General features: G+C 32.7%; 29 protein-coding genes and 2 tRNA genes. 15 read left to right on the top strand and 16 right to left on the bottom strand.

The genetic code is table 11. The features are described from left to right. Positions 1-62 precede the first annotated feature (62 nt). On the bottom strand, positions 63-1529 hold the full coding sequence (locus tag PQ463_RS22355; RefSeq protein ID WP_111377334.1) for a glycoside hydrolase family 130 protein: 1467 nt from the start codon (positions 1527-1529) through the stop codon (positions 63-65). 188 nt (positions 1530-1717) lie between these two features. Here PQ463_RS22355 and PQ463_RS22350 point away from each other — a divergent pair, with 188 nt between their 5' ends. Then, positions 1718-2257: a helix-turn-helix domain-containing protein gene (locus PQ463_RS22350; protein WP_274255554.1), complete on the top strand. Its 540-nt coding sequence runs from the start codon at positions 1718-1720 to the stop codon at positions 2255-2257. Between the two features lie 88 nt (positions 2258-2345). After that, complete coding sequence (locus PQ463_RS22345; RefSeq protein WP_274255553.1) at positions 2346-3284, top strand: hypothetical protein; 939 nt, start codon at positions 2346-2348, stop codon at positions 3282-3284. Positions 3285-3313: 29 nt separating this feature from the next. Here PQ463_RS22345 and PQ463_RS22340 read toward each other — a convergent pair whose 3' ends face one another. Beyond that, the gene (locus PQ463_RS22340; RefSeq protein WP_274255552.1) at positions 3314-3556 is read right to left on the bottom strand and encodes a hypothetical protein; all 243 of its coding nucleotides are present in this window, start codon (positions 3554-3556) and stop codon (positions 3314-3316) included. Between the two features lie 373 nt (positions 3557-3929). Between PQ463_RS22340 and PQ463_RS22335 the strand changes: the two genes are divergently transcribed. Next, the gene (locus PQ463_RS22335; protein ID WP_111377332.1) at positions 3930-4475 is read left to right on the top strand and encodes a DUF4494 domain-containing protein; all 546 of its coding nucleotides are present in this window, start codon (positions 3930-3932) and stop codon (positions 4473-4475) included. An 89-nt stretch (positions 4476-4564) separates the two neighbouring features. On the opposite strand, the gene PQ463_RS22330 is transcribed toward PQ463_RS22335, so the two are convergent. Then, positions 4565-4984: a hypothetical protein gene (locus tag PQ463_RS22330; RefSeq protein ID WP_111422521.1), complete on the bottom strand. Its 420-nt coding sequence runs from the start codon at positions 4982-4984 to the stop codon at positions 4565-4567. A 424-nt stretch (positions 4985-5408) separates the two neighbouring features. On the opposite strand from PQ463_RS22330, the gene PQ463_RS22325 reads away from it, so the two are divergent. The 3 genes from PQ463_RS22325 (at position 5409) to PQ463_RS22315 (ending at position 7622) form a co-directional block, all read left to right on the top strand. Further along, on the top strand, positions 5409-6941 hold the full coding sequence (locus PQ463_RS22325) for a glycosyltransferase family 39 protein (protein WP_274255551.1): 1533 nt from the start codon (positions 5409-5411) through the stop codon (positions 6939-6941). Continuing rightward, complete coding sequence (locus PQ463_RS22320; protein ID WP_274255550.1) at positions 6934-7458, top strand: DUF4269 domain-containing protein; 525 nt, start codon at positions 6934-6936, stop codon at positions 7456-7458. Before PQ463_RS22325 ends, PQ463_RS22320 begins: the two co-directional genes overlap by 8 nt. Before the next feature lie 91 nt (positions 7459-7549). Further along, positions 7550-7622 (top strand) — tRNA-Met (locus PQ463_RS22315). Between the two features lie 83 nt (positions 7623-7705). Here PQ463_RS22315 and PQ463_RS22310 read toward each other — a convergent pair. From PQ463_RS22310 to PQ463_RS22300, 3 genes are all read right to left on the bottom strand, one after another. After that, the gene (locus PQ463_RS22310) at positions 7706-8236 is read right to left on the bottom strand and encodes a DUF6985 domain-containing protein (protein WP_274255549.1); all 531 of its coding nucleotides are present in this window, start codon (positions 8234-8236) and stop codon (positions 7706-7708) included. Between the two features lie 57 nt (positions 8237-8293). Next, positions 8294-8671 (bottom strand): nuclear transport factor 2 family protein, encoded by a 378-nt coding sequence (locus PQ463_RS22305; RefSeq protein ID WP_274255548.1) that lies wholly within the window; start codon positions 8669-8671, stop codon positions 8294-8296. 93 nt (positions 8672-8764) lie between these two features. Further along, positions 8765-9580 (bottom strand): SDR family NAD(P)-dependent oxidoreductase, encoded by an 816-nt coding sequence (locus PQ463_RS22300; protein ID WP_274255547.1) that lies wholly within the window; start codon positions 9578-9580, stop codon positions 8765-8767. A gap of 136 nt (positions 9581-9716) precedes the next feature. On the opposite strand from PQ463_RS22300, the gene PQ463_RS22295 reads away from it, so the two are divergent. Next, a complete protein-coding gene (locus PQ463_RS22295; protein WP_274255546.1) occupies positions 9717-10217 on the top strand; it encodes a GNAT family N-acetyltransferase in 501 nt (166 codons plus the stop codon). 6 nt (positions 10218-10223) lie between these two features. Here the strand turns inward: PQ463_RS22295 and PQ463_RS23420 are convergent, their stop codons facing one another. Next, complete coding sequence (locus PQ463_RS23420; protein ID WP_443135201.1) at positions 10224-10541, bottom strand: GNAT family N-acetyltransferase; 318 nt, start codon at positions 10539-10541, stop codon at positions 10224-10226. A gap of 426 nt (positions 10542-10967) precedes the next feature. Between PQ463_RS23420 and PQ463_RS22290 the strand changes: the two genes are divergently transcribed. Then, complete coding sequence (locus tag PQ463_RS22290) at positions 10968-11210, top strand: hypothetical protein (protein ID WP_274255545.1); 243 nt, start codon at positions 10968-10970, stop codon at positions 11208-11210. 16 nt (positions 11211-11226) lie between these two features. On the opposite strand, the gene PQ463_RS22285 is transcribed toward PQ463_RS22290, so the two are convergent. After that, positions 11227-11556: a hypothetical protein gene (locus tag PQ463_RS22285; protein ID WP_274255544.1), complete on the bottom strand. Its 330-nt coding sequence runs from the start codon at positions 11554-11556 to the stop codon at positions 11227-11229. Positions 11557-11711: 155 nt separating this feature from the next. Between PQ463_RS22285 and PQ463_RS22280 the strand changes: the two genes are divergently transcribed. The 3 genes from PQ463_RS22280 (at position 11712) to PQ463_RS22270 (ending at position 13615) form a co-directional block, all read left to right on the top strand. Beyond that, the gene (locus PQ463_RS22280) at positions 11712-11939 is read left to right on the top strand and encodes a helix-turn-helix domain-containing protein (RefSeq protein WP_274255542.1); all 228 of its coding nucleotides are present in this window, start codon (positions 11712-11714) and stop codon (positions 11937-11939) included. Between the two features lie 299 nt (positions 11940-12238). Continuing rightward, a tRNA-Glu gene (locus PQ463_RS22275) sits at positions 12239-12310 on the top strand. Positions 12311-12415: 105 nt separating this feature from the next. Beyond that, positions 12416-13615: an outer membrane protein assembly factor BamB gene (locus PQ463_RS22270; RefSeq protein ID WP_274255541.1), complete on the top strand. Its 1200-nt coding sequence runs from the start codon at positions 12416-12418 to the stop codon at positions 13613-13615. 74 nt (positions 13616-13689) lie between these two features. Here PQ463_RS22270 and PQ463_RS22265 read toward each other — a convergent pair whose 3' ends face one another. Both PQ463_RS22265 and PQ463_RS22260 read right to left on the bottom strand, forming a co-directional pair. Next, the gene (locus PQ463_RS22265) at positions 13690-13995 is read right to left on the bottom strand and encodes a hypothetical protein (protein ID WP_111365111.1); all 306 of its coding nucleotides are present in this window, start codon (positions 13993-13995) and stop codon (positions 13690-13692) included. 260 nt (positions 13996-14255) lie between these two features. Beyond that, positions 14256-15098: a leucine-rich repeat domain-containing protein gene (locus PQ463_RS22260; RefSeq protein WP_274255538.1), complete on the bottom strand. Its 843-nt coding sequence runs from the start codon at positions 15096-15098 to the stop codon at positions 14256-14258. A gap of 179 nt (positions 15099-15277) precedes the next feature. Here PQ463_RS22260 and PQ463_RS22255 point away from each other — a divergent pair, with 179 nt between their 5' ends. Further along, positions 15278-15766 carry a DUF1761 domain-containing protein gene (locus tag PQ463_RS22255; protein WP_111377323.1) on the top strand — a complete coding sequence of 163 codons (489 nt, stop codon included), beginning with the start codon at positions 15278-15280 and terminating at the stop codon, positions 15764-15766. A gap of 117 nt (positions 15767-15883) precedes the next feature. Then, a complete protein-coding gene (locus PQ463_RS22250; protein WP_274255537.1) occupies positions 15884-17029 on the top strand; it encodes a GNAT family protein in 1146 nt (381 codons plus the stop codon). A 2-nt stretch (positions 17030-17031) separates the two neighbouring features. On the opposite strand, the gene PQ463_RS22245 is transcribed toward PQ463_RS22250, so the two are convergent. Further along, positions 17032-17901: a diacylglycerol/lipid kinase family protein gene (locus tag PQ463_RS22245; RefSeq protein ID WP_274255536.1), complete on the bottom strand. Its 870-nt coding sequence runs from the start codon at positions 17899-17901 to the stop codon at positions 17032-17034. A 61-nt stretch (positions 17902-17962) separates the two neighbouring features. Here PQ463_RS22245 and PQ463_RS22240 point away from each other — a divergent pair, with 61 nt between their 5' ends. Continuing rightward, positions 17963-18925, top strand: a complete 963-nt coding sequence (locus PQ463_RS22240; RefSeq protein ID WP_111377320.1) for an App1 family protein phosphatidate phosphatase — start codon at positions 17963-17965, stop codon at positions 18923-18925. A gap of 243 nt (positions 18926-19168) precedes the next feature. Here PQ463_RS22240 and PQ463_RS22235 read toward each other — a convergent pair whose 3' ends face one another. Further along, complete coding sequence (locus tag PQ463_RS22235; RefSeq protein ID WP_274255535.1) at positions 19169-21088, bottom strand: ABC-F family ATP-binding cassette domain-containing protein; 1920 nt, start codon at positions 21086-21088, stop codon at positions 19169-19171. A gap of 436 nt (positions 21089-21524) precedes the next feature. On the opposite strand from PQ463_RS22235, the gene PQ463_RS22230 reads away from it, so the two are divergent. Then, positions 21525-21908: a DUF983 domain-containing protein gene (locus PQ463_RS22230; protein ID WP_274255534.1), complete on the top strand. Its 384-nt coding sequence runs from the start codon at positions 21525-21527 to the stop codon at positions 21906-21908. Here the strand turns inward: PQ463_RS22230 and PQ463_RS22225 are convergent. The 4 genes from PQ463_RS22225 to porM all read right to left on the bottom strand — a co-directional run bounded on the left by PQ463_RS22225 (position 21889) and on the right by porM (position 26786). Continuing rightward, a complete protein-coding gene (locus PQ463_RS22225) occupies positions 21889-22962 on the bottom strand; it encodes an NAD(P)/FAD-dependent oxidoreductase (RefSeq protein WP_274255533.1) in 1074 nt (357 codons plus the stop codon). The genes PQ463_RS22230 and PQ463_RS22225 overlap by 20 nt on opposite strands. Before the next feature lie 77 nt (positions 22963-23039). Continuing rightward, positions 23040-24029 carry a type IX secretion system ring subunit PorN/GldN gene (gene porN / locus PQ463_RS22220; RefSeq protein WP_274257990.1) on the bottom strand — a complete coding sequence of 330 codons (990 nt, stop codon included), beginning with the start codon at positions 24027-24029 and terminating at the stop codon, positions 23040-23042. Positions 24030-24210: 181 nt separating this feature from the next. Next, positions 24211-25200, bottom strand: a complete 990-nt coding sequence (gene porN / locus PQ463_RS22215) for a type IX secretion system ring subunit PorN/GldN (RefSeq protein WP_160781090.1) — start codon at positions 25198-25200, stop codon at positions 24211-24213. A 44-nt stretch (positions 25201-25244) separates the two neighbouring features. Next, complete coding sequence (gene porM, locus PQ463_RS22210) at positions 25245-26786, bottom strand: type IX secretion system motor protein PorM/GldM (RefSeq protein WP_274255532.1); 1542 nt, start codon at positions 26784-26786, stop codon at positions 25245-25247. Positions 26787-26830: the final 44 nt, after the last annotated feature.

The following is a 26830-nucleotide window of genomic DNA, read 5'->3' as shown; positions in this document are numbered from 1 at the left end:
CCAAAACGATATTGGAGAAACCTGACGAAGAAAATCCCTAATCTTAAAAACAAAAGATAAGTTTATTTACTTTTCCTCAGCGCATCCAGCAATTCAACCATATCCACCACAGCATAAGTTGAGCAATAATCTGATACGGCATAAGGCAGAATCAAACTGTTATTATGAATAATCGCGCCGCAAGAATATACTACATTTGGTACATAGCCTTCTCGTTCATCTTCTGAAGGCGAAAGCAAAGGTTCAGTCAATCTTCCAATTTCCTTAGACGGATCATCTAAATCAAATAATGAAGCACCAATACAGTAACGTCTCATTGTACCAACTCCATGCGTAATAACAAGCCAGCCTTCTTCTGTCCATAGCGGAGAACCGCAATTTCCTATCTGGGTCAATTCCCAAGTAAATTTAGGCTTTTGCAAAAGAATTGGCGTATTCCATTGTGTTACACGATCAGAATACATAATATAATTATTAACGCCGTCAATTCTAGCCAGCATGGCATATTTACCTTTTATTTTTCGAGGAAATAAAGCCAGGTTTTTATTCTGCGCTCCTTCTCCATGAAGTGGCATAACTCTAAAACTATAAAAATCTTCGGTTGAGATTAATTTTGGCAAAATTGTGTGTCCATTATAAGCCGTATAAGTTGCCATAACGCGATCTGAACCGTTATCATCAACAAAACGCACAAAACGTGCATCTTCTATTCCTCGGCTTTCAGAATCAGAAATAGGAAAAATGACGCGTTCTGTTATATCTGAATCATGTTTGAACTGCAAATCGTAAAAAGAATTTGCCAGCCACAATATTTCTTCCAGCGCAACTTTTCTCTCTTCTCTAATTAAAGGATCTTTTAAAGCTTCAATAAGCGTGTTTTTCAGCACAGCAAATTCAAATTCCTCAGGAAGATCCTGCATAATCTGAGCGATATATTTATCAGTTGTGTGCATCTCATACAACTTAGTTAAAAACCGCTCTTTATTAAATAATGTTTTATGTTCGATTTCTGCCTGATCAATATGATTTCCTATCTTCATAATGTGCAGATTATTGTCGCGATCTAAAATGGCTCTTCTAAAAACAATCGACGAAATATGGCCTTCGCCCGTTGCACGAAAAGAAATAATAACACGTTTTTCTCCCATTTCCAGCCCCGTCTGATCAAAATCTTCAACAATTGAAGGGTTAAAAATCGCCGCCGATTCTATGGCATATTCCATTGTACAATAAGATCCAATAAGCATTTTTCGGTCTAGAGACATGGCCTCATAATCGATCTCCATTCCTTCAATTATAGGACGAATTCTTTCGCAGTGTCTAAAAAATACAGCCGAGATATTTCGATGTCTTCTGGCAAATTCGCGAAGTGTCTGCTCCAAAGTCTGCAGTACTTGTTTCTCATCCAGCATCATTATCCGAAGCACCATTTGCTGGGTCCTTTCCTGCCCATTCATAAAATATCGGGCAACAACTCTTTTAGAATCTGGCAACAACTTTACATTTTTTCGTACAACGGATACTCGCATAACTGGAAATTTTATGATAACATCATTAAAGGAATCATTTATTACACAACAAGTTAGTGAATTTTGTTAAAGAAAAAAACTTAATTTTTTATTAAACTTTGAATTGGTATATAATTGAAGGTTTTATTCGTACCCATTTCATCAAAACTTTTTTCATAATTTCGTCTTTAAACCAGCAGTTTAAAACCATGAAGAATAAAGTTAAACTTTTGAGAGAAGAAAAAAACATGACTCAAAATGAACTTGCCGAAAAATCGGGTCTTTCATTACGGACTATTCAGAGAATTGAAGCTGGAAGCATTCTTAAAGGTTTTACCTTAAAAACAATTGCCGAAGCTCTAGAAACCAATCCCGAAAATCTTACATTCAAAAAGGAAAGCGTCCAAATCGAAAGAGCCAAACTGATTAATCTTTCTGTTTTATCTGGGCTTATCATTCCGTTTGGGAGCGTTATTTTCCCTTTAGTTTTAACTTATAAAACCCAAGATCCGATAAATAAAGAAATAGGCAAACAAATTGTAAGTCTTCAAATTGTTCTAAGTCTTATTCTTTCGGTTTTAATGATTGCAAGTCCGTTTGTTCAAAAATCATTTACTTTAAAATTCCCTCTTTTTATTATTCCATTAATTGCAATTTTTAGCTTAAAACTCATAATCGTTATTCTAAACGGAATCAGTTTAAACCAAAATCAAAACCTAGCTATAAAACTGAAAAACAACTTCTTATAACACAAGTCATAAAAATGGCGTAAAACTGTCGTACTGTTTTTAAACGAAAATCGGAAACGAAACCCGAATCTTGCAGAAAAAACAGACCATGAAATTATTTAAGAAAATTGCATTCGTATTTTTAGCTATTATCGTTTTATTCTTGATCGGAGGATATTTTTATTTTCAAAAGAAATTCACCCCACCAGAAAACTATTTAAATGTTTCAGGAGTTGCAGAAAATATTCCAGCAAAATGGATTTCGAGCAACGGCAACTCCCATTCTGCTCTACTTTTACCTGTTAATATAAAAGGAATCGATCGGACATTCTATATGCAGTTTGATTCGGGTTCGCCTATTACCATTTTCTACAAAAAATCAGTAGAATCTATCGCAGCAAAATTTCAAAATCAGCTGAAAATTGATAATGAAAACGCCACGATTTCTACTGCTTTTACAATTGGAAATATGAATATAACTTCAGATAATTTTGAAGTTTTGAATTATGGTGAAAAAATTAATTTTGATGATTTAAAAGCCGCGAACATAATCGGTACAATTGGAACCGATTTATTAGAAAAACGTGTTACTATTTTAGATTTCATGAACAATCAATGTTCATTCATCGAAAAAATCAAAGAAAATGATTTCACCGATTTTGAATTCAAAAAACGTAAAATACTCATTCCTTCCGTTATCGAAAATGAAAAACTAAAACTGCTATACGATTCTGGAACTAGCGGTTATGAACTCATTACAACAAAAGAAATCTGGCTGCAATACCGCAATAAAAACAGTAAGATAAAAACCGAAAAAGGAAATTCGTGGGGAAATACTTTGAGTGTGTATTCCGCTTCCGCGAAAAAGAAAATACAATTTGGAAAAATAACATTGAACCTTTCTGAAGTTACTTATATCGAAGGCACTTCAGATCTTCAAAAATTCTTGATGAAACGTTCTGGAATGCAGGGAATGATTGGCAACAAACTTTTCCTAAACCATAAACTGATTCTGGATTGCAAAAACGAAAAATTCAAATTGGAATAAAAAGTAAAATTCTATAATATTAAGTGTTTTTAAGAATTGATTTCAATGATGTTTTTGACGCTCTCAATAAAAGTTTCGGTGTCTTTAATTTCTTGTTTTATCAATTGATAATGGTCAGATAAATTGTGCTGTTCCATCATATCTTTTTTCAAATATTTAATGATCGAATCTAGACTTCGTGTGTCTTTTTGATCTTGTCTTTTTAATTCGCGCTGTTTGCTTTCCAGATATTTTAAAGTCTCTGCCAACATCTGAACGTTTAATTTTCCCAACCTTTTATTTTTAATAGTGATAAAAATAATAGCTGGAAATGCGAAAATTCAATATGCTCCAAAAACCAATATCATTTGAATTTAACTCCATTCCCAGCCATTATTATTGGTACTTACGAATAAATCGATTACTTGGATTTCAGAAAATTCATATTTTTTCTATAATATTTCAGCTTAAAAACCAAACGATTGTTTTACAGTGTTTTACATAAAAAACATAAAAAATGAAGCCAAATTATTCAGTAAAAATCACAACTTTCAGATTCTCAAAACATTACCTAAAATCATCTAAAATTGTGAATATCTATTTGAAGATTTAACTATTATTTCTGCTGTAAAATTTATCTTTGGCATCCTTAAAATTTAAAAAGAGATGAGCGCAACTTGGTACGAATGCAAAGTAAAATATAGAAAGACAGATGAAACTGGAGGACAAAAAGTTTTAACCGAGCCTTATTTGGTCGATGCTTTGTCTTACACAGAAGCTGAAAAAAGAATGACTGAGGAAATGGCCGCTTATACTAGTGAAGAATTTAAAATCACGGCGATCAAAGTGGCAAATTATGCCGAAATTCATCCTTTTGAAAATGCGGACAGATGGTTTAAATCTAAAATCACTTTAATCGCTTATGATGAAGAAAGCGGTAAAGAAAGAAAAACAAGCATGTATATGCTAGTTCAGGCAAATGATGTTCGCGAAGCTTATGACAATACACTTCACATAATGAAAAATACAATGGGCGAATATTCTATTCCGGCTATTACAGAAACACCAATTATGGATGTTTTCCCTTATTTCAGCGGTGAAGAAGGCGAAACAGAAATGCTGGAAAGATTTAATGCACTGAAAGCTTCTAAACCAGAAAAGCCAGAAGCAGAAATTATCGACCACATGGAATTTGAAACTGTCGAGGAATAATACCTTTCGATCAAAGATATTTTCTGAAAATTTGAAAATAAAAAAAGCAAAATAGATTTCTATTTTGCTTTTTTTATTTTTAAGCTATTTCAATAAAGCATTTTTGCCAATGGCGTCACTGCCGAAGCTGATTTAGGCAATAAAGAAGTAAGTGCATCAAATTGTGTCGGACTGATATTCTTTTTCATTTTGGATATAAAAGACTCTCTAGTCGTGGTCATTTTAGAAGTATAACCTGCCTTGTCGGTAGCCATTGTAGGCAAAATATTCTTCTTTTTGTTTAGAGTTTCATTTACCAATGAATTTACCACCGGTTTTTGAGCATCTGTTAATTTTAATTTTGGAGATAGCACACCCATAACCTGATTCGCTAAACTAGCAACATCAAAACCGGGCACTGCCGCTGTCGACGCCTTACTCGCCGCTTTTGTGACATCTCCTATACTTTGTGCATTTGTAAATGAAATTGTCCCTAAAAAGACAACTAAAATCAATAATTTCTTTTTCATGGTATTTTCTTTTAAAGTTATTTGCTTGATAATAAAGGTAATAAAAATGTTCATCCAACTAACATTTCAATAACATAATTATCTAAAAACCCGCACTTTACATTATTACGATAACCCCATTTGGAGTAATTTATTTTTATTCAACACATAGAAACATAGATTCTACGTGTCGAAAAGAGTTTAAAAAAGAAACTGGTTTCTAACACATAGTCAACTATGTTTGTTTAAAACAAGTGAAACGCCTTTTTTAAACATTCTAAATCTATGTTTCTATGTGTTTAATTAATTGCGCCCAACTGGTATTTTATGAAATCTTCTAAACATTCAAAAATCAAAATAAGTCCTATCTTAGCTACAGAATTACGTGTTGATTTGAAACCACTTACAGCACAAAACCAAACAAGCCTAAGAAACCAAAATCTACATGAACAAAAGAACACTTATTTTAATTGGGTTTATCATTTTAAAATTTGCACTTCAATGTATTTTAGTGAGTCCAGAATACGATTTGCAACGCGATGAATATCTGCATCTGGATCAAGCGCATCATTTGGCTTGGGGCTATTTGTCTGTTCCGCCAGTTACTTCTTGGTTTTCGTATATTATTTATCTACTCGGAAATTCAGTTTTCTGGATCAAATTCTTCCCTGCCCTATTTGGCGCTTTGACGCTTTTGGTGGTCTGGAAAACTATAGAACTTTTAAAAGGTAATCTTTATGCTTTAATTCTCGGCGCTTTGTGTGTTTTGCTTTCTTGTCTTCTTCGTCTCAACACACTATATCAGCCCAATTCTTTTGATGTTTTATGTTGGACTGCATTTTATTATTTTCTGATACAATACATTACTTCAGAAAACACAAAATGGATTTATTTCGCTGGAATAACTTTCGCTTTTGGTTTCCTGAACAAATACAATATCGTGTTTTTGTTCCTCGGATTAGTTCCTGCTATTTTACTTTCTAAACAACGAAAAATACTGGCAAAAAAAGAGTTTTATTTTGCCTTGATTTTAGGGTTAATACTAATTCTTCCGAATCTTTACTGGCAATACAGCAATCATTTTCCGATTGTACACCACATGAAAGAATTGGCCGAAACGCAATTGGTTAATGTAGATCGAGCTAATTTTCTTAAAGAACAGATTCTCTTTTTTATCGGCGGATTATTGGTGATTTTAGCTGGACTTTATTCGGTATTATTTTACAAACCCTTCAAAAACTATCAGTTGTTTTTTGCAACATTTGTTTTCACGCTTTTGATTTTTATTTACTTCAAAGCCAAAGCTTATTACGCTATCGGACTCTATCCTATTTATATTGCTTTTGGAGCTGTTTTTTTATCGGAAATTTTAAACAACGGATGGAAACGTTTTCTAAAGCCTGTCTTTATCTTACTTCCGTTATTGTTTTTTATTCCGATGTACAACATTGCTTTTCCAAATAAAAGTCCTGAATATATGGTAGCACATTCAGAGAAATACAAAAAAATGGGAATGTTGCGTTGGGAAGACGGAAAAGACCATCATTTGCCTCAAGATTTTGCTGATATGCTGGGCTGGAAAGAATTGGCCAGAAAAACAGATTCTCTCTACGCTTTATTGCCCAACCAAAAAGAAACTATTGTGCTTTGCGATAATTACGGACAAGCTGGCGCCATCAATTTTTATTCTAAAAAAGGAATAAAAGCGGTTTCTTTCAACGCTGATTATCTCAATTGGTTTGATCTCAGCATTCCGTACAAAAACCTGATTCGCGTTAAGGAATTTGACGAAAACAATGAGGAGCTTAAAGAAACAAGTCCGTATTTTGAAACGGCAGTTATTGGCGGTCAAATAACCAATCAATATGCGAGAGAATACGGAACTACAATTTTTGTTTTTACGAATGCTAAAATCAACATCAATAAAAGATTAGAACAGGAAATCAACGAAGAAAAAAGCGATATTATAAATGATTAATTTCAAAGACATATCGTATTTAAAAACCGGAAATCTTAAACAGCAAACCGCCTTTCATATTTTGACCAAACATCAAATTTTGGAAAATCTTGCAGAGTTTGATCCTATCCTGGTTGGCACAATTCCGATAAGTATTGATATTGAAAATAGCGATTTGGATATTGTCTGTTATTGGCAAAACAAATCTGTTTTTATTGAAAGAATTAAGCATTTGTTCGAAAAAGAAAACCTCTTTTCTATTCGAGAAATTGTAATTGACAATCAAGAATCTATTGTGGCAAACTTCTTTATTGAGGCTTTCGAAATAGAAATCTTCGGACAAAATATCCCAACAGAACTTCAAAATGGCTATAGACATATGGTTATTGAAGACCAAATTTTACGCTCTAAAGACGAAAACTTTAGATTAGAGATCATAAAACTAAAAGAAAGAGGTATGAAAACCGAACCTGCATTTGGCTTGCTATTAGGCTTAAACGGAAACGTTTACCAAGAATTACTGGATTATAAAATCTAAGAAAAATCGTCTTTTAGAAAAATTATAAAAAATAAAGTACTAAAATTATTTGCATAACCGTATTTAGTGTGTATCTTTGCACCCGAAACATCGCGGGATAGAGCAGTAGGCAGCTCGTCGGGCTCATAACCCGAAGGTCACAGGTTCGAGTCCTGTTCCCGCTACTAAAGAAAAAAAGCTTCAGAAAAATCTGGAGCTTTTTTGTTTTCTAGACTTTTACTGAAACTTTTATATTTGTTGTTTTGAATTATTCCACAGAATGTAAATTAAACCCAACGTATTCAGCTCCTACCTTTTTTACTTTATAATTTCTCATTTCTATTCCAAGTCCGTGATCTCCTTCAAATGTAGAATTGAAACAGATTCCAAAATAACCTTCATCTATTTTTCCTGCCATATGAATTGCTTTTGGTTTTATCATTAAATCGATAATTTGAGCATCATTATTCATTGGATTAGGATATTTTATGTCGTCTTCAAATTCATTCAAATAATCGTTCCATAAAAATATATAATAATCAAAAATACCTTTTTGGATGTCTTCTATAAATGATTCTTGATTTCTAAGAATATATTCAATTGTTGATTTATGGGTTTCTGAAACCTCTTCATTATCAATTATTAATTGACAATCATCACAATTAAAAATTCTAATTGGCAATCTGCACACTAATTGGTCATCGCTAATTCCGAAGTTTGGATATGTATAATTCTCCCAAATATATTGACTTGGATATTCTCTTCTATGCCATTCATCAAACGTTTCTTGTGCGCCCATTTATAGTTTTTAAAGTTTGGTCTAAATTGTTTTCTAAATTTGAAATATATCAGACTACTATTTTTTTTCCAGTTCTGTTTCGGTATGCATTACACACCCCCACTTATTATTTTCTTTAATCCAAGTAGATGTACAAACACACTTTATAGGCATTTTTGGATTTTGATCTACTATCTCAAAATCGAGACGATATCCTATTACGGCAGTATTTTCGGCAATTAGGTTTTCTTTTACATCATAGATGTTCAGCACTTTTATTTTATTGGTCTGTCCAGAGTCAAACATATTTTTGAAATCAGCTTCGCTGATACTTTGAATACCGTTTTTTCCAGCAACTATGCAAGGAAAGAGTGTCAGATTTCTTACCGTTTCATAGTTATTGTTTTCAACTCCGTGCCAGTATTTTTTTTCCAATTCTATAATTTGTCCTTCCATATTATCTTGTTGTTAATTAGACATTTCACAAATTTCACATTAATATTGAAATAAAGCCGCTCTTTTAACATAGATTTAATTCAAGCTACTTACTTACAAATCTGGTTTTGGCCCTTTTGAAATAATAGATCTCATCACCCCAGGAAACCATCTTTGCAACCATACGGCTAGTTTTCCATGACCTGTAAAAATGTAATTTCTCTTTCTTTTTAAAATGGCGCTTACCATCACTTTTGCAGCTTTATCAGTAGGCCACATTAAATTTGATGGTCGTGGATCTGACTGTTCGGGATGCCAAATTCCGTCATTATCAATTCGCGCAATTTCAGAAACCACAAATCCGGGATGCATTGTAGTGCAGCTCACGCCCGTTGCCATTAATTCAACCTGCAAAGTCTGACCAATAGAATTTACAGCAGCTTTTGAAGCACCGTACGCGCCTACATTAGGATTAGGAAGATAAGCGCCGACGCTTCCAACCAAACCAATTCGTCCTTTGTTTTTCTTTAAATGTGGCAGTGCATACTTTACTGTTAAAGCTAATCCAGTGACATTACCTTGCAATTGTCTATTCCAATCCTTAGCTGTAAGGTTTTCGATACTCCCGAAAACGCCAAAACCAGCATTGGCTACAACCACATCCAAACGCCCCCACTCTTTAATGATTTGTTGCACTGCGTTTTCAATAGAAGTTTCTTCCATTATGTCACACGGAATTACCAATGCCTCTCCGCCTGAATGTCTAATTGTATCCGCAACTTCATCCAACAGTTCTTTACGTCTTGCAGAAAGAACAACTTTATATCCCAATTTGCTCCATTCAAAAGCCATTGATTTTCCAATGCCAGATGAAGCGCCAGTTATCCATATTACTTCTTCTTTTGCTTTTGTCATATTTACAGCATTCATTTCAAACATCTAATTTATTCATTATAAACTAGATAAACAAAATAAAAACTTTTTACAATCACATATTTGCGAGCAGTAAGTTTACCTTATTTATTTCTCTAAATTCGATATATTTACAATAAAAAATCCTAAATCAATGCGCATCATCTATCAAAGTCCAAAAATAATTATTCGTGAATTTTTACCTCAGGAAAAGCAAACATTCTTAGATCTTTTTAAAGATGAGCAGGTTACACAATATCTTCCTGAAACTTCCCCTGAACGATATATCGAAATGTTTAACGAATTGCTGGAGAATTACGAAAAGAAAAATCTCAGCAGATGGGCAATATTTAATGCTATAGACAATGATTTTATAGGAATGTGTGTTGCGCGTGTTTTTGTACACAATACAAACCAAATAGAAATCGGATATGTACTAAGCCAAAATTACTGGGGAAAAGGTATCGCTACAGAAGTATGTAAAGCCCTCACACAGTATAGTTTTGCAAATACAGATACCAAAGAAGTTGTAGCTATAACAGATCTTGACAACACTGGATCACAAAATGTACTGCAAAAAGTTGGATTTGAACGATTAAGCAATTTGATAAGAAACCAAGAAGAGCTGGCTCATTTTAAGATAGAAAGAGTGTAATTCACTTTATAATTTCATGTCAAATATTTTTTGTTCTTTGGTTTGGTTGAAACCAATTTTAAAATAAAAAATGTGAGTTTCTTTGCGTACTGCATTGCACCTCACCCTTATTTTATTGCTATTTTTGGAGTGCGCCCATTCTATTACTTTTTCAACCAAAATTTTACCGATTCCATTTCTTCGGTAATTCTCATCTACTACCAAACCTCCAATTTCTACAAAAGAATCAGACTCAACTCTAAGCGAATAAAAACCATGAATCCAACCAATAACATTTTCATTATCGATGCATACATAAATACAATTGTCGTTATTGCTTAAAATTTCTGAAAGCCGATTATGCGTTTTCTCAATTGTTGTTTCATAACCTAATTGATTAGATAGCTTGCTTATAAATTCAACATCATTTAATTCTGCTTGCCTTAAAAAAAAAAATCCATACTTCTATATTTATCATAATCGCTAAAGTCTTGGCGTCATGATGATTTATAACGAAATTAAGTCCATTCTTCGGATTTGCAAAATAATCTCATGTACAATTGATAGATAATCTTTTAAAAACAATATACCAATTCAACTGTTGGCGCGAGCGCTCGTGCATAACTTTGACTCACGAGCGAGACGCTCGCGCCAGCAAGAGGAAAAGCAAGTCACAATGAAATTAAATATTTATATTATAAAACTTTACACTATTTAGAATCATTATAAATAAATTAGTATTTTTGCTTAATAAACTAAAAAAAATCAATTATGGAAAAGTTAAGAATCGAATTAAGCAATATTCTCTCAAAATACAAAGCTAAATATGAACAAGAAAAAAAATCAAAGAATGGCTTTAAAATCCATCAAGATATGATTAACATTTACTCTAAATTGAAAGAGGAGCTTGTTGATGAGGTAGTATCTAAATCCAATGAATACATAGATGAAATTCAAAAAGAGGATAGAATATTACTAAGCAAGGAAACTATTCTAAAATTTAATATTATATAAGATATACAACAAGGCTTCAATCTTCATTTGAAGCCTTTTCTATCTCAAAAACATTTCCATAAATCTCATCTAACAATTCCATTTCATCACTAGGAAGCAGCTGTAAAGCCATTTCAAGTAAAAGCATTATATCAATTTCTTTACTATCAGATTTATTATTTAACGCATTAATGCTTGCTTTCAACAAAGAAGAAATGATAATATTTAATTCATTATAAGAAGCAATTTTTAACATTACATTAAATGAATTATTATTCTTTGAATCTAAATTTAATTTCGTAAAATATTTCATTTTACTTACTGATATTAAAAAATTTACCGCTGGTTCGTTTCGCTCTAATTTCATGTTCTAATAATTTACATATATATTCATTATTTACTCGTGTAATATTTTTACTACGTGCAAATATAATAAAAAAAACAGTTGAATATGACTGGATTTATTTATTCCTGTTTTTTTGACTACTAAACAATAATTTTCAAATTCAAACAATATGAAAAATGAGAAAAACAGAAGTTCCAGAATCCGTAAAGATTGTTGGTAATAACATAAATGATATTATTAAAGAAAAGAAACTAAAAGTTAGACATGTAGCTCACGACTCCGATTTAGATATTGAAGCTTTAAGAAGATATATGTTAGGCAAACAAATTATGGGTATCGATAAAGTTATTCGAATTTCTAAAGCTCTAGGTGTTGAAATTTCCGAACTATTTCAGAAAACATAATTACTCTAAGCCTCAATTAAAACATAAATCAAGAGAAAAAACCATAAAAATATTCTTTCAAAAACAAAATTATTCAATATTTCGAAAAAATATTTTCTACTTAAAAAACAAACAATTTCTCAGCATACAATCAAAACAACAAATTACTAATCAAACAAATACAAATACATTAACTCGATTAAAACTAGAAAAACCATCATCTGAAATAATTTTCAATCAAAAAAAATCAAAAAGTTTTTTCAAAAAAGCTTTGTACATCTCAAAAATAGTTGCATTTTTGCACCCGCAATAGCAAAGCAGGTCCGTTCGTCTATCGGTTAGGACGCCAGGTTTTCATCCTGGTAAGGGGGGTTCGATTCCCCCACGGACTACTTACTAAGACAAAAGCTTCAGAGAAATCTGGAGCTTTTTTTGTTTATATTTACTCCGTTAAATGTTTTAGAAAAGACAATCAAAAAATCAACCCAAATCTTAAAATGAAACACAAATTAATAGCCCTTTTATTTGTATTCGCCTTTGCAAATATGTCTGGACAAGCGCCCGCCAGCAAAACTAATTACACGAACAGCAATTTACCTGCAGAAGAAGCTGTTACTAATAAATCTCTAAAACCGCTTAAAAAGATCTCTCTAGACGACACCTCAATTTTAATTTATGATTACGATGGTTCGCTTTTTTCATGGGATCTAGAAGTCGAAAGTATTGTTTGGACGATAAAAGCTTCAGATGCTCATTCTGAAATGTGCGCCAATAAAATTACTATTCATGACGGAGTTGTATATATTCCCTTTATTAACGGAGAAATTTATGCAGTAGATAATGGTACGGGAACTATTTTCTGGAAATCTAGAATAGGAAATATTACAGACCAGATTGTTCTAAAAGACCAGACTCCTGTTATAGCAAACGGAAAGCTTTTTATAACTGCTCAAAATCAAAATCAGAGCAGTAATTTATATGCTTTGGATCTAAAAGATGGAAGCTTGGCTTGGAACTACAAGTTCGACACCCCAAACAATGATATTGAGCCACTTTATTTCGATAATAAGATATTTACCCAGAGCGGAACAAATGTGTATTGTTTTGAAGCTAATACAGGAAAATTGCTTTACCAAAAAAGCTTTGACGAAACCATGACTGGAAAACCTGTTACCGATGGCGAAAGTGTTTTTATTGCAGGCGATAAAAATTGGCTTTACGCTTTAAAACCAAATAGCCTAGATGTTTTATGGCAATTTAAAATAGAAGAAAATCAAAACAATGTGAAGGAACGTATAGTATGTCATGACAAAAAACTATATTTTGCAGCACAAGGTCCAGAGGCTTCATCTATTTATGCTGTTGATTCTAAAACAGGAACTCAGCTTTGGAAAACTGATTTTACAGGAGATAATGTAGAATATATAGTAAAAGAAGTTGATAATCTTTGGGGATATACTCGCAAAAAGAAACTCTTTGAATTGGACTTATCAAACGGAGAAATAGCTTTTGAAGAAAAACTAACTACATTACCTATTTCAAATATTGAATTTCCTGCTGACGACAACTTGCTTTACTATTATTGTGACGCCGGTTTAATACAGTTTGATTTAAAGGAAAAAGACGAAAATGTATATTATATGCGCACCTCAATTAAAGATGATCCTTATAGCGCTTATTTGAAGATTATTCGATAATAGCTCTCGTTTTTAGAAATAAAAAAAAGACCATTTTTTTAAATGGTCTTTTTTTATCCTCTTTTGAGAAAAATTTATGCTCTAAACAAAGCATATTTATTGTAGTTGTACAAAACTTTATCATAAGGAACATAAAGCGAAACAATTTTCTCTGATGATTCATTGAATGTAATTCCGTTATGTTTTCTAAACAAGTAAATTTCTCTCAGGCAATTAGAAAGACTTTGATGAATCTCGCTTGTAAAAGTCGGTAGTTTTTTGTCGCCCACCAAAAGATCAATCTGGTAGTTTGAACTGCTTTTCGACAAATTGTTTCCAATAATTCTAATTGTAAAAGTTGTTGGTTTTCCGTACTGTTCACCTTGATATTGTAGTGTCATGATTTCTTCTTATTAAGTAATTAGTAATACCGCTGATTAATCGGTTTTTGGTTCTCCGGATACTTTTATTAAAGTTATAAAAATTTAGACAAACATAAAAAATTCAATTCTAAATTAAATGTTATATTTTTAAAAGACGAAACCTCTAGAAACCATAAAACCGTAACATAGTTACGGTTTTGGCAATTAACTAAATATATTTAATCAACTTGTTTAACGAGTGTAAAATTCATTCATAAGCATCGATTAATTTTGGGTAATTATTGTAATTTATTTTCTTGGTTTATTTCTAATAAAAACGGATTTCCGTTTTCGTCCATCATGGTCATATTTAAAGCATCTAATAATGCTGTCTTTTTTGAAACTTCGCCTGTAAATTTATTATACGAAAGATTCAATTCTTGCAACTTGCTCAACTTTTCAATTTCTTGCGGAATTGCGCCTGAAAATTCATTGTCAAATAAACTAAAATTTTGCAATACATTCCAATTAATAATTTCATTTGTCAAATTTCCTGACAGCTTATTATTATTTAGCAGCAATACTTTTAGTCCTGAAATTCTATAAATTGAAAGAGGCAGTTTTCCGTTAATTTCGTTATTAAAAACAGCTAAAATTTCCAACTGATTCAGCTTTCCAATTTCTGACGGAAGCTCTCCAGAAATCTTATTCATAAAAAGCTCTAAATCTTTCAATTTTGTCAATTGACAAATAGAGGACGGAATTGTGCCTGATAATTTATTATCAGCAACATTAAGCAATTCCAATTCCTTCAAATTAAAGATTAACGAAGACAAACTTCCTTCAATTTTATTCTTCTCCAGATTTAGCGATTCTAAATTTATAAGATCGTAAAAAGCTTCTGGCAATTCTCCCTGCAGATTATTATCTGCCAGATTCAGCGCAACGACTTTTCCGTTTTCGGCTTTAACACCATACCAGGTAGAAACAGATAGACTTAAGTCCCATTTGTTTTTCCATTGCAAACCATTTGTTGCATGATACAGCTTTATAAGCGCTTCTTTTTCTTTATCCGAAACGGTATCCGCTAAAACACTTAGTGAAAAAGCAAATATTAAAGAAAAGGTAATTAAAGTTTTCATAACAGATTTGGGATTTGTTATTAGCGTAAAATTATACAATTCATAGCTATAATACACTAAATATCGTTAAACTGTTGATAAAAATTTAACTCGTAAGATTCCCATTACTTTTTACTATTTTTAAAAACCTGCATTTTTTTTGATTACATTTGATCAACTAATTCTAAAAACCTCACATTATGCAAATTAACTTCGTTGCATTATTCATTGCAGCCATTGTCACACTGGTAACCGGTTTTATCTGGTACAGCCCAAAAGTATTCGGAACTATCTGGATGAAAGAAAATAATCTTACTCAAGAAGAGCTAAGAAAAGGAAATATGCTTAAAATTTTTGGATTAACGTACGTTTTTTCTTTAATGATTACCATGACTTTAATGTCTCTAACCATTCATCAGTCTGGCGCAATCGGAATGGTTGGCGGACCACCATTGATGGACAGCGCAAAACCTTCATTTGCAGCTTTTATGGCAGATTACGGAATGGCCTATAGAACTTTTAAACATGGTGCGCTTCATGGTTTCATGTCAGGGTTATTTTTTGCTTTTCCATTAATTGGAATCAATGGTTTGTTTGAAAGAAAATCTTGGAAATATATTTTTATTCACAGTGGTTATTGGATTCTTACCTTAACTCTTATGGGTGGAATCATTTGTGGATTTGCTTAATATCATTTATAAAAAACCCGTTTGAAGAATAATCTCAAACGGGTTTTCTTAATAATAACTTAAAGCAGTTTAGTTATTATAAATATTATCTAATTTTGAAGAAATTAGCTCACTCTTTTGAATACAACTTATTCTTTCCAGATTTACAAAAGCGCATCATTACTGCCTGTAGAATGGAACTCGCTTGCAGCAAATAACATTTTTTTGACACGCGAATATCTCGAAGTGCTGGAAAACTCTTGTCCAGTAAATATGACTTGCCATTTTATCGGATTTTTTGATGAAGAAAAACTAATCGGAATTGTGTTAACGCAATTCTTATTTGCAGAAAAACTAGAGTCTTTTGGAGAACGTGACAAATGCTTAAAAACTTCTGTGCGTAATTTTGCTTTAAAGAATTTTGCTTCGCATGTTTTATTCGTTGGAAACAATATGCTTACCGGACAAAATGCCTTTATTTTTGACAAAAGCATCAAAGAATCAAAAGCAATAAAAACACTACATAAAGCAATTAATCAGCTTAAAAAAGATTTAAAAGAAAACGGAAAAAAAGTCCACATAACGAGCATAAAAGATTTTACCGCAAAAGAAATAGAACCCCTTCAGGCTGAATTTAAAAACAATTATACCTTTTCGACGCAGCCCAATATGATTTTCAACATCAAAGAAAGCTGGAAAACCGAACAGGATTACATCGATGCCTTATCAAAGAAATATCGCGATCAATACAAACGCGCACGAAAAAAATCGGAAGGAATTGTAAAACAACAGATGTCTCTTTCTGATATCAAACAATATGAAGACGTTATTTATGACCTTTATTTTCATGTTGCCAAAAATGCGCCTTTCAACACTTTTTTCTTAGCTCGCAACCACTTTAGCTTTTTTAAAGAAATAATGGGAGACAACTTTCTTCTCTACGGTTATTTCTTGAATGAAAAACTAATCGGCTTCAATACTTTAATCAAAAATGGCAAAGTAATGGACACATACTTTTTGGGTTACGATGAAAGCATTCAGCGCGATAAAATGCTGTATTTAAATATGCTCTACGACATGATTGCATATTCTATCAAGAAAGGTTTCCGTGAAATCGTCTTTGCCAGAACCGCTCTCGAAATCAAAAGTTCTGTTGGTGCAAAACCTGTAAAAATGTACGGTTTAATTACGCACAGCAACGCTTTGATTAATCATAACATTTCGAGATTTTTCAATTATTTGGAACCCAAAACAGAATGGCAGGAGAGAAATCCGTTTAAATAAAATCACGGCACCGCAATTTTCATTTGTTTATGCAGAATATCAATTTCCAGTGAAGTCTGTGCTCCGCAATATTCTCCGTCAATCTGAAAATTAACGGGATAATCTGTTTTTATCGCTGCTTTGTTCGTTGAAATTATTACAATATCATCTGAATCAATCGGCATATTTCCGGTAATTATTTTTCCGATTAGAAGCAGGTCAAGACTTTTTAAAATAACCAGCTCAAACTTTCCATCATTCATAGCACCATTTGGGTTGATGATGACTCCCGTTCCGTATTTTTGAGAATTGGCAATTACAATCATTCTAGCAACATGCTTTACGGTTTTGTTATTCGCCGAAATTGTTGCCACAAAAGGTTCTTCAGATTCTTTCAGCGTAGTAAAAGCCTGCAGTGCGTAACCCCAAAATCCACGAACATCACTTTGCTCATAGTTTTTAACCAGATTTGCGTTCAAGCCAAGATCGCTCAGATGAATACTTTTTTTGCCGTTAATGCAAATCATATCCATTTCGATATAATGGTGCAGAAAAGCTATTTTAAGGTTCTCCTCTATTTCAGCAGGAAGATTCAAATCTACCGAAAGCCCGTTTGCAGAACCCGCAGGCAAAATTCCAATTATCACATCCTGTTCTTCCACAGCTTCAGCCACCATTTTTATCGTTCCGTCGCCTCCAGCAACAATAATTCGTTCTGGAACAGATTCATTATATAAAGATTGTATTGTTCTTAAATCATTTTTTCCAGTTGTTTCATACACTTTCAAATCAAAATGATTGGCTGCTGCAAACTCTTCGACAGCATCTATCAAATCTGATTTATCCAAGTCTCCAGAAATAGGATTTACAACAAATAGAATATTCTTTTTCAAAATTTTACTTTTAAAACCAATTAAATTGAGTAAATTACAGTTACATAAATATACGTAATTAATGAAACCAATTCTACAATTATATCGTGGTTATGCAAATGAACAAGAGCTAATTGTAATGGGGCATGTTTTAAAAAGGGAAAACAAATACAATTTTGAAAAAAGGAAATTAAAAAATGCCACTTCTATTCTCCGACTGTTCAGAATAAAAACTATTAAAAATTTTGATATTTACCTTCACTACAACAACGAAGTAATTCACACCAAAACGCTTGATGACGGTTTCTTTAACTTCTGTATTCCGCTAGAAAAAGAGACTCATTTCGGATGGATGTCTTATGAAGTAAGCATAAAATATCGTAACGAAACCACGACCTGCAAAGGCAGTTTTATAAGACCTCACAAAGGTAAACTTGGAATCATATCAGACATCGATGACACTTTTTTGATTTCGCACACCAATAATATCTTTCGAAAAATTTATATTTTATTATTCAAAAATGTTAATGACCGTAAAGTCTTTAAAGATGTTGTATCTCATTATCAAGCTTTAAGTTCTGCGGGAAGAGATAACCTAGAAGAAGTAAATGCTTTCTTTTATATCTCTAGCAGCGAATGGAATTTATACCGATTTATTGCCAAATTCACACGAATTAACAAACTGCCAAAAGCTGTTTTTCTGCTAAAAGACATCAAACGAGGCATTACCGATTTCTTTATGAGCGGAAGAGGAAATCATGATCATAAATATGAAAAAATTAAACATGTAGTAGAATTTTATCCCACGCTAAAATATGTTTTAATGGGCGACGATTCTCAACACGATCCAATGCTTTATGAAAGAATCTGTAAAATATTTCCCGTTACTGTGGTTGCTGTTTATATAAGACAGACTGGAAAATCTCCTAAAAAAGAAGTTCAAAAGATTCTAAAAAATCTAGAAAGTATAAATGTTTCGGTCTGTTATTTTAAAGAAAGCAGCAAAGCTATTGAGCATTCTCGATCTATTGGAATTATTAAGTAGTTTGTTTCAGGTTTCAGGTTTCAGGTTTCAAGTTTTGAACAGAATGAATATTTTACCGCAAAGCACGCCAAGTTTTTTTAAACTTTTGAGGTTTTATAAAACGCAAAGTTCGCAAAGCTTTATCAGTAGATAACTTTGCGAACTTTGTACATTGTAAATGCAAACTATAAAAACTTGGCGTGCTTTGCGTTAAAAATTACTCGTCAAGATAAAACTTGAAACTTGAAACTTGAAACAAAAAAACTATGCATTAAAACTATCAATTTCCTCTGAAACAACTTCCCAGTCAATTAACAATTGCTCTAAATCTTGTTTCTTTTTATTGTAAGCAGTAAAAAATGAAGCGTCTTCGATATGTTTATCATAATTGGTTTCTAACATTTTATCGTCGTGCTGGATTTGTTTTTCTAGCTGCTGAATCTGGCTTTCAATTTTACTTAATTTGTTCTGAAGCGCTTTTCCTTTCTTCTGATCTTCATAAGATACTTTTGCAACTTCTTTTTCTTTTGGAGCTTCTTTTTTCACAACATCCTTTTTCTCTACTTCGCGCATGTTTTCAAGATTGCGTTTCTCTAAGAAAAAGTTGATGTCTCCTAAATATTCTTTTATCTTTTGATCTTTAAATTCGTAAACGATATTCGACATTCCTTGAAGAAAATCCCTGTCGTGAGAAACCAATAATAAAGTTCCGCCGAATTTTTGAAGTGCGGCCTTTAAAACGTTTTTAGATTTAATATCCAAGTGGTTCGTCGGCTCATCCATCAGCAAAACGTTAATTGGCTGTAACAACAATTTACAAAGTGCCAAACGGTTACGTTCTCCTCCAGAAAGTACTTTTACTTTTTTCTCAACATCATCTCCGCGGAAAAGAAAAGAACCTAACATATCTCGAACTTTCATTCGGTTTGTATCAGTTGCGGCGTCTTCCATGGTCTGAAGCAAAGTAATCTCACCATCTAGATATTCAGCCTGATTTTGAGCAAAATATCCTAATTGTACATTATGTCCTAATTTGATATTTCCTTGGTATTCAAATTCATTTACCAAAGCTTTAATGAAAGTCGATTTTCCTTGTCCGTTTTGTCCAACAAAAGCAATTTTACTCCCTCTTTCAACCAGTAAACTAATATCTTTAAGAATTGTCTTGTCTCCGTAAGCTTTCGTTACATGTTCAGCTTCAATAACTACTTTTCCTGGTTCTTTAGAAACCGGAAACGAGATATTCATTACTGAGTTATCATCTTCGTCAACTTCAATTCTTTCTACTTTATCTAATTTTTTAATCAATGATTGCGCCATCGAAGCTTTTGAAGCTTTTGCACGGAATTTCTCAATTAATTTTTCTGTTTCTTCGATCTTCTTCTGCTGATTCTTTTGAGTTGCCAATTGCTTTTCGCGAATCTCATGACGAAGCTCTAAATACTGAGTATATGGTTTATTGAAATCGTATGCTTTACCTAACGAAATTTCGATTGTTCTATTCGTAACATTATCCAAGAACATTTTATCGTGCGACACGATTACTACAACTCCAGGATAATTGCGAAGGAAATTCTCTAACCAAATAATACTTTCAATATCTAAGTGGTTGGTTGGCTCATCCAGAAGCAATACATCATTCGATTGCAATAATAATTTAGCCAATTCTATACGCATTCTCCATCCTCCAGAAAATGTTTCAGTTTGGTTATTAAAAACCTCTCTTTTAAAACCTAAACCTAGAAGAATTTTCTCTGTGTCTCCCACATAGTTATATCCTCCAAGAAGATCAAAACGATGTGTGTAATCAGAAAGATCTTCTATAATCTTAGCATATTCTTCACTTTCATAATCGGTTCTCGTCACCAATTGATGATTGATTTCTTCTAGTTTTTTCTCAACAACTTTAATTTCTGTAAAAGCCTCATATGCTTCTTCCAAAACAGTTCTTCCTTGTTCAAAATCAATATCCTGACGCAAGAATCCCATTTTAATATCTTTCTCTTGAGAAATTACTCCAGAATCAGGTTTAAAATCGCCAGCTAGCATTTTTAGCATTGTAGATTTACCTGCTCCGTTTTTACCAACAAGACCTACGCGGTCGCCGGCACCTAAACGAAAAGTAACTTCTTCAAATAAATAGGTTCCTCCAAAAGAAACGGAAAGATTGTGTATATTAAGCATAATGTATTGCTGTAAATGTAAAGGCTAGAAAACCTTTTTTATTCATTAAATAAATAAACTGCAAAAGGCGAATGATCCTGTTACAATTTTGAAAGTGCAAAAGTATAACTTTTAATTGAAGTTTTTATACTGAAAAACAATAGCTTTTGTAAAATTCAAAAACTAAAAACGTTGTTTAATTCTGAACTTTTCTTCTTTAATGAGCCAAAAAATAATAGCATTGAGAAGATAGTCTTATATGCACTTTAGAAAAAAAGAAACATTGTCGTGGCAAACATTATACTCAAAATCAAATCAACATAAGCTGTAAGTTTTCATCCTAATTTAATAGCTTAAAGCCTGAAAATACCTTATATTTGCTTTAAATAATAACTCCCATTCACACTGGTATCCAAATACAAATGAGGTGAATTAAAGACTATAAAATTTACTTAAAATGTTTAAAAGAGGCTCCAAACTAAATAGCATAATAACAGGAAGTTGTCCAAAATGCCAAAAGGAAAGCATGTATGAAGACAAAAATCCGCTTCATTTAAGTAAAGTTCTCAAAATGAATGAGCATTGCAGCCATTGCGGATTCAAATACCAGATAGAACCTTCGTTTTTTTATGGTGCCATGTATGTTAGTTATGCTCTAAACGTAGCCGTAGGGGTTGCTGCTTTTATAGTTTCTTTTGTGTTTTTCAACACCACAATAGAGCAGTCATTTTTAGCAATTATTATAACACTAGTTCTTTTATTTCCATTCGTGTTGCGTCTTTCAAGAAACTTATACATTAATATGTTTGTTTCTTACGATCCTAAGGCTGGACAAAAGTAAGACCTTTCAAATATCTTTTATGGAATCGCTTAATGTCGGCTTCTTTATCTAGCGGAACATTATTCTCGATATGATCATATAATGCTTTCGCCATTGCCGGACCAAGCATAACACCTCTTGTACCTAATCCGTTTAGAATGTGCAGAGACTTATGCTGTTCATGCGTTCCAAGCAAAGGTCTTCTGTCTGCAACCGTTGGTCGAACTCCTGCAAAATGTTTTACAATTTCGAAGTCACAAGTTATAATTTCTTTAATACGTTCCAAAAGCTCTTGCTTACCTTCTTCTGTAGGTTCAGCAGTTTTATCATGCCAATTATAGGTTGCTCCAACCTTGAACAAATCGTCACCTAGGGGCAAAATAAAAACACTTGTATTTACAATCACATCTAGATTTAAATCTGGAGCTTTTATAATAAACAATTCTCCTTTTGTTCCATCCAATGGGAGATAGTTAAAAAATGGATTTTTATGCATTCCAAAGCCTTCGGCAAAAATGATATTACGAACCTGAATATCTCTATATTGAATTCCTGAGTCTAGAAATTTGATATCGCTAAAATCAAAAGATTCATTTCTCAATAAATCATTCTGAAACAAATATTGTCTATAGGTATCTAGCAGTAAAGCCGTATCAACATATCCTGTGTGCAAAACTTCTCCGTAATCAAATGGCGAGTCTATGCTGTTATATTTCTTTGAAATTAGTTTAGTTGACAAAAAAGGCGCAAGATTTATTTTATCTGAAGCAGCAAACCAATTGTTCTGTTCTTCAATGGAAAAAAACTTTCTTAAAACAGGCATTTTAAAATTAAACTTCTCTTTTAGTTTTTCTTCTACTTGATCGTAAAAGCCATTCATCAAAACAAGTTGTTCTTTTGCATTCCACACTTCACTAAAACGCTTTAAAATCACAGGATTGTACAAACCACCAGCAACTCTAGAGGAATTTTGAGATTCATCATCTAAAAGTAAAATTGTTTTGTTGTTGTTAAGGGCAACTTCGGCAAAAGAAATTCCAGCCAATCCAGATCCGACAATTAAATAATCAAGCATTGTGAAGTATATAAATAAAATAAAAAAACTCTTACTACAAAGGTAGCAAGAGTTTTTCTTATTATGAGTTTATGAACTTAGTAATTCCACATATCTTCTTCAAAATTACGAATCTTCTCTTTCACTCTCTCCGATTCTAATAACTGGCTCTGTGCATTATCTTTAATATAATCTTTGATTTCACGATCGCCATAAACATTTTCTTCTTTATAGATCACAGAATTAAAACGTCTCGAATTTAAGATCTGATCGAATGAAATTGGCAGAGCTGAATTTTTATCATTAAAAGCTTTTCCTTCATGCAACACTTCTCGTGCGTTAGGAAAGAAGACCCAGAATAGTTCTATATAATCCTTTTCATCACTATTCATCGTATAAACATCTGGTGTTACTGGACAAATTCCCAACAGACGGTATTTTAGATCACTTTGCCTTTTATCAAAATACCAAAAACCTTTAATCTTATATTGACTCACATCTGCAGCAGTAAGATCTTGTTTCAAAATATACTCTGCTGGAACTGTTCTTGTAGGTCCGACAGTTTGATCAACATAGTTAACTTTTTTATTCTTTCCTGTACCTGTAACCACCTTTTTCTTAACAACACGTGTTCTATAATCATCAGGATATTGATTAATAAGCTCTCGTCCTGCATCTGTAGTATCAACACGTGATAAAGCACCTTGAATATCTTTCAAAGACTTTTTTGTATTGAAATAACTATCAGTATAAACCTCAGTTATTCTTCCATCTCTAATACCCTTCGTTAAAATATCATAAAGTGAGCGCCTGTCTGGGCCGATATTAGCAGTATCTACGGGAAAATACAATGGAAAATTGATTTTTTCATTTAAATCTATAATTTCCCAAACCATTTTTCCCATCAAAACATCACGATCATCAACATAACCATATGCTAACGGTTTATCGTTATCCGATATCATTTGGGCTGGTGTCCTAACCCCAATCTGATCAGCAGTTTTGGCATTAAGCAAATTAGACTGAGCATTAGAAGACAAGCTTCCTAGAACAGTAACAATAGCAACTAATAAATTTCTTACTTTCATCATGATAATTTTTACAAGACATTAAACGAAATTTTATTACAAATATTGTTATTTTTCTTACACAAATTAAAAAATAATTAACGCTATCCAATTTCAGATAGTGTTTTTAATTTATAGTCATAAAAAAAACTCTTACTACAAAGGTAGTAAGAGTTTTTTAATTATTGTACTATGTATCAACTTAGTAGTTCCACATATCTTGTTCGAAGTTGCGAATTTTTTCCTTCACTCTTTCAGATTCCAACAACTGATTTTGAGCGTTGTCTTTCATGTAATCGCTAATTGCTCTGTCGCCATAAAGGTTCTCTTCTTTGTAAACAACAGCATTAAAGCGTCTAGAATTTAAAATCTGATCAAATGAGATTGGAAGAGCCGAATTGTTGTCATTGAAAGCTTTTGCTTCATGCAGTGCTTCTCTGGCATTTGGGAAGAATACCCAAAACAATTCGATATAATCCTTTTCGTCACTATTCATTGTATAAACGTCTGGAGTTACAGGACAAATTCCTAGTAAACGATATTTCAATTCACTTTGACGTTTATCAAAATACCAGTATCCTTTAATTTTATACTGACTAACATCTGCAGCAGTAAGATCTTGTTTCAAAATGTACTCAGCAGGAACCGTTCTTGTTGGCCCAACTGTTTCTTCTACGTAAGAAACCGATTTGTTTTTACCTTTACCAGAAACCACTTTTTTCTTCACAACACGTGATTTGTAGTCATCAGGGTATTGGTTAATCAACTCTCTACCTGCATCAGTTGTATCAATACGAGATAATGATCCTTCGATGTCCTTCATAGATTTTTTAGTGTTGAAATAACTATCTGTATACACCTCAGTTATTTTACCACTTTTAATAGCTTTAGTTAAAACGTCATAAAGAGAACGTCTGTTAGGACCAATATTAGCTGTATCTACCGGAAAATACATTGGAAAGTTGATTTTTTCATTTAAATCAATGATTTCCCATGTTGTTTTTCCCATCAAGATATCTCTATCATCTACGTAACCGTAAGCCAATGGCTTATCATTGTCAGATATTAATTGAGCAGGAGTTTTAAGTCCAATCTGATCAGGAGTTTTAGCGTTTAGCAAATTTGATTGCGCATTAGAAGCAAAACCTCCAGCGATAGAAACAATAGCTATTAAAAAATTTCTTACTTTCATCGTGGTATCGTTATAAGATATTGAATGTAGCTTACACTACTTTATTATTGTATTTCGTAAATTACAGGAGCAGTTCTTGGCAATAAATAGCTACCAGCTCCAACAAGTTTAGTTTTAATTTCAGAAATAGTAACTTGGTCTCCTTTACCTGCTCTTGAAAGTACTTGTTTACATTGTGCATTCATTTTGTTTCCTGAAACAACAACTGTAGGCTGTCCAGCAATTTTCATATTGAATCCAACAACATCTAAACCAACTTCAAAATCAAAATCAAGAAGTTTAGCTCCAATAGTAGCAATCTCTAAGTTAGATTTAGGACCTTTAACAACTCCCATCTCACCTCTAATTGTTCCTGTTGGACCAGGAATACCTTTAATTCTGAATGTTTTCTTATCAGTTACTTTATCACCATTTGGCAAAGTACCAGTTACAGAAATTGTAGTTTCAGTACCTTGACCTGGGCTCATGTTATATTTTCCTGGTTTTCCAGCAGAAGATAAACCTGGAGCACTTGCAACAATTTTGTTAGCATCAACACCTGCAAAAGACACAGAGATTGGGTTAACAACACCTCTATATACTACGTTCATTTTATCTGCAGAAATTGTAGCAGCGTTTGGTCTTGGAACCACAACGTATTTACCAGAGAATTTTAAAGGAATATTTTTTCCATCCTCTAAGAAAGTAAATTGTCCGTTGATATCTTGTTCTCCAACTCCACCAGCAGTTAAAGAGATAACAGCTTGTCCGTTTACAATTTGTCCAGGACCTTGGAAAGAAGTTGGTGTAGTGTTTTCGTCATAACGACCTAAAACAACTTTACCAGTAACTTTTTCTCCTTGGAAATAAGCATTTTTATCTAAAACAACAATTGCTTGGTAGTTGCTGTAAGAAGCAGCAGCAACTGCAGCTTTACCTAATGCACTGTTGTAAACGTCTGTTTCAGTCTTTTTAACATCGTTCTGCCAAGCTGAAAGTTTAGCTGCAGAAGCAATAGCTGGGAATCCTTTAAAGTGGTAAGCTAAATATTTTTCTTTAAGCCCCTCTTTGTTTTTAACATCAGAAACATCAAATTTCTTTTCAACCTCAGCGATAATTGCTGCGTATTTTTTGTCTGTTCCTAAAGCAGCTTTGATATCAGCTTTATATTTTTCGATTTTAGCGATAATTTCGTTACCTTTTTTAGTGTAACCGTCTCCTGTAAACCAGTCGTCGATATTATCACCTCTATCCATAGACTCATAAGGCATTTTTCCTGTTGCTTTATCAACTTCGAAACCTTTAACAGCCTGAGTTTTTAGAGTACCTATATAATCATAAAATTCTTTTGTAATTGTTTCAACTTTGTGAGCTGTTACTGCAGCAATTGCAAATTCTCCTTTTGCTTCAGCAGCTTTTTGATCCAAAGAAGTTAATAAACCTGCATTTGTCTCTGTCGATGTTTTATTTGCACCTTCAAATTTTTCATTCATCAAACCAAAAGCAGAAATAACTTCTTTTGATACGTTCATTGCTAACATTGCGATGAAAACCAGGTACATCAGGTTAATCATCTTCTGTCTAGGGGTTAATTTTCCTCCTGCCATTTTTCTTTAATTAGTTCTTATTAATAAATTTAATATTTAGTTAA

It is taken from the genome of Flavobacterium sp. KACC 22763 (assembly GCF_028736155.1).
Taxonomy (GTDB): domain Bacteria; phylum Bacteroidota; class Bacteroidia; order Flavobacteriales; family Flavobacteriaceae; genus Flavobacterium.
The sequence above is the reverse complement of the archived record's forward strand: the minus strand, read 5'-3'. Positions and strand labels throughout refer to the sequence as shown.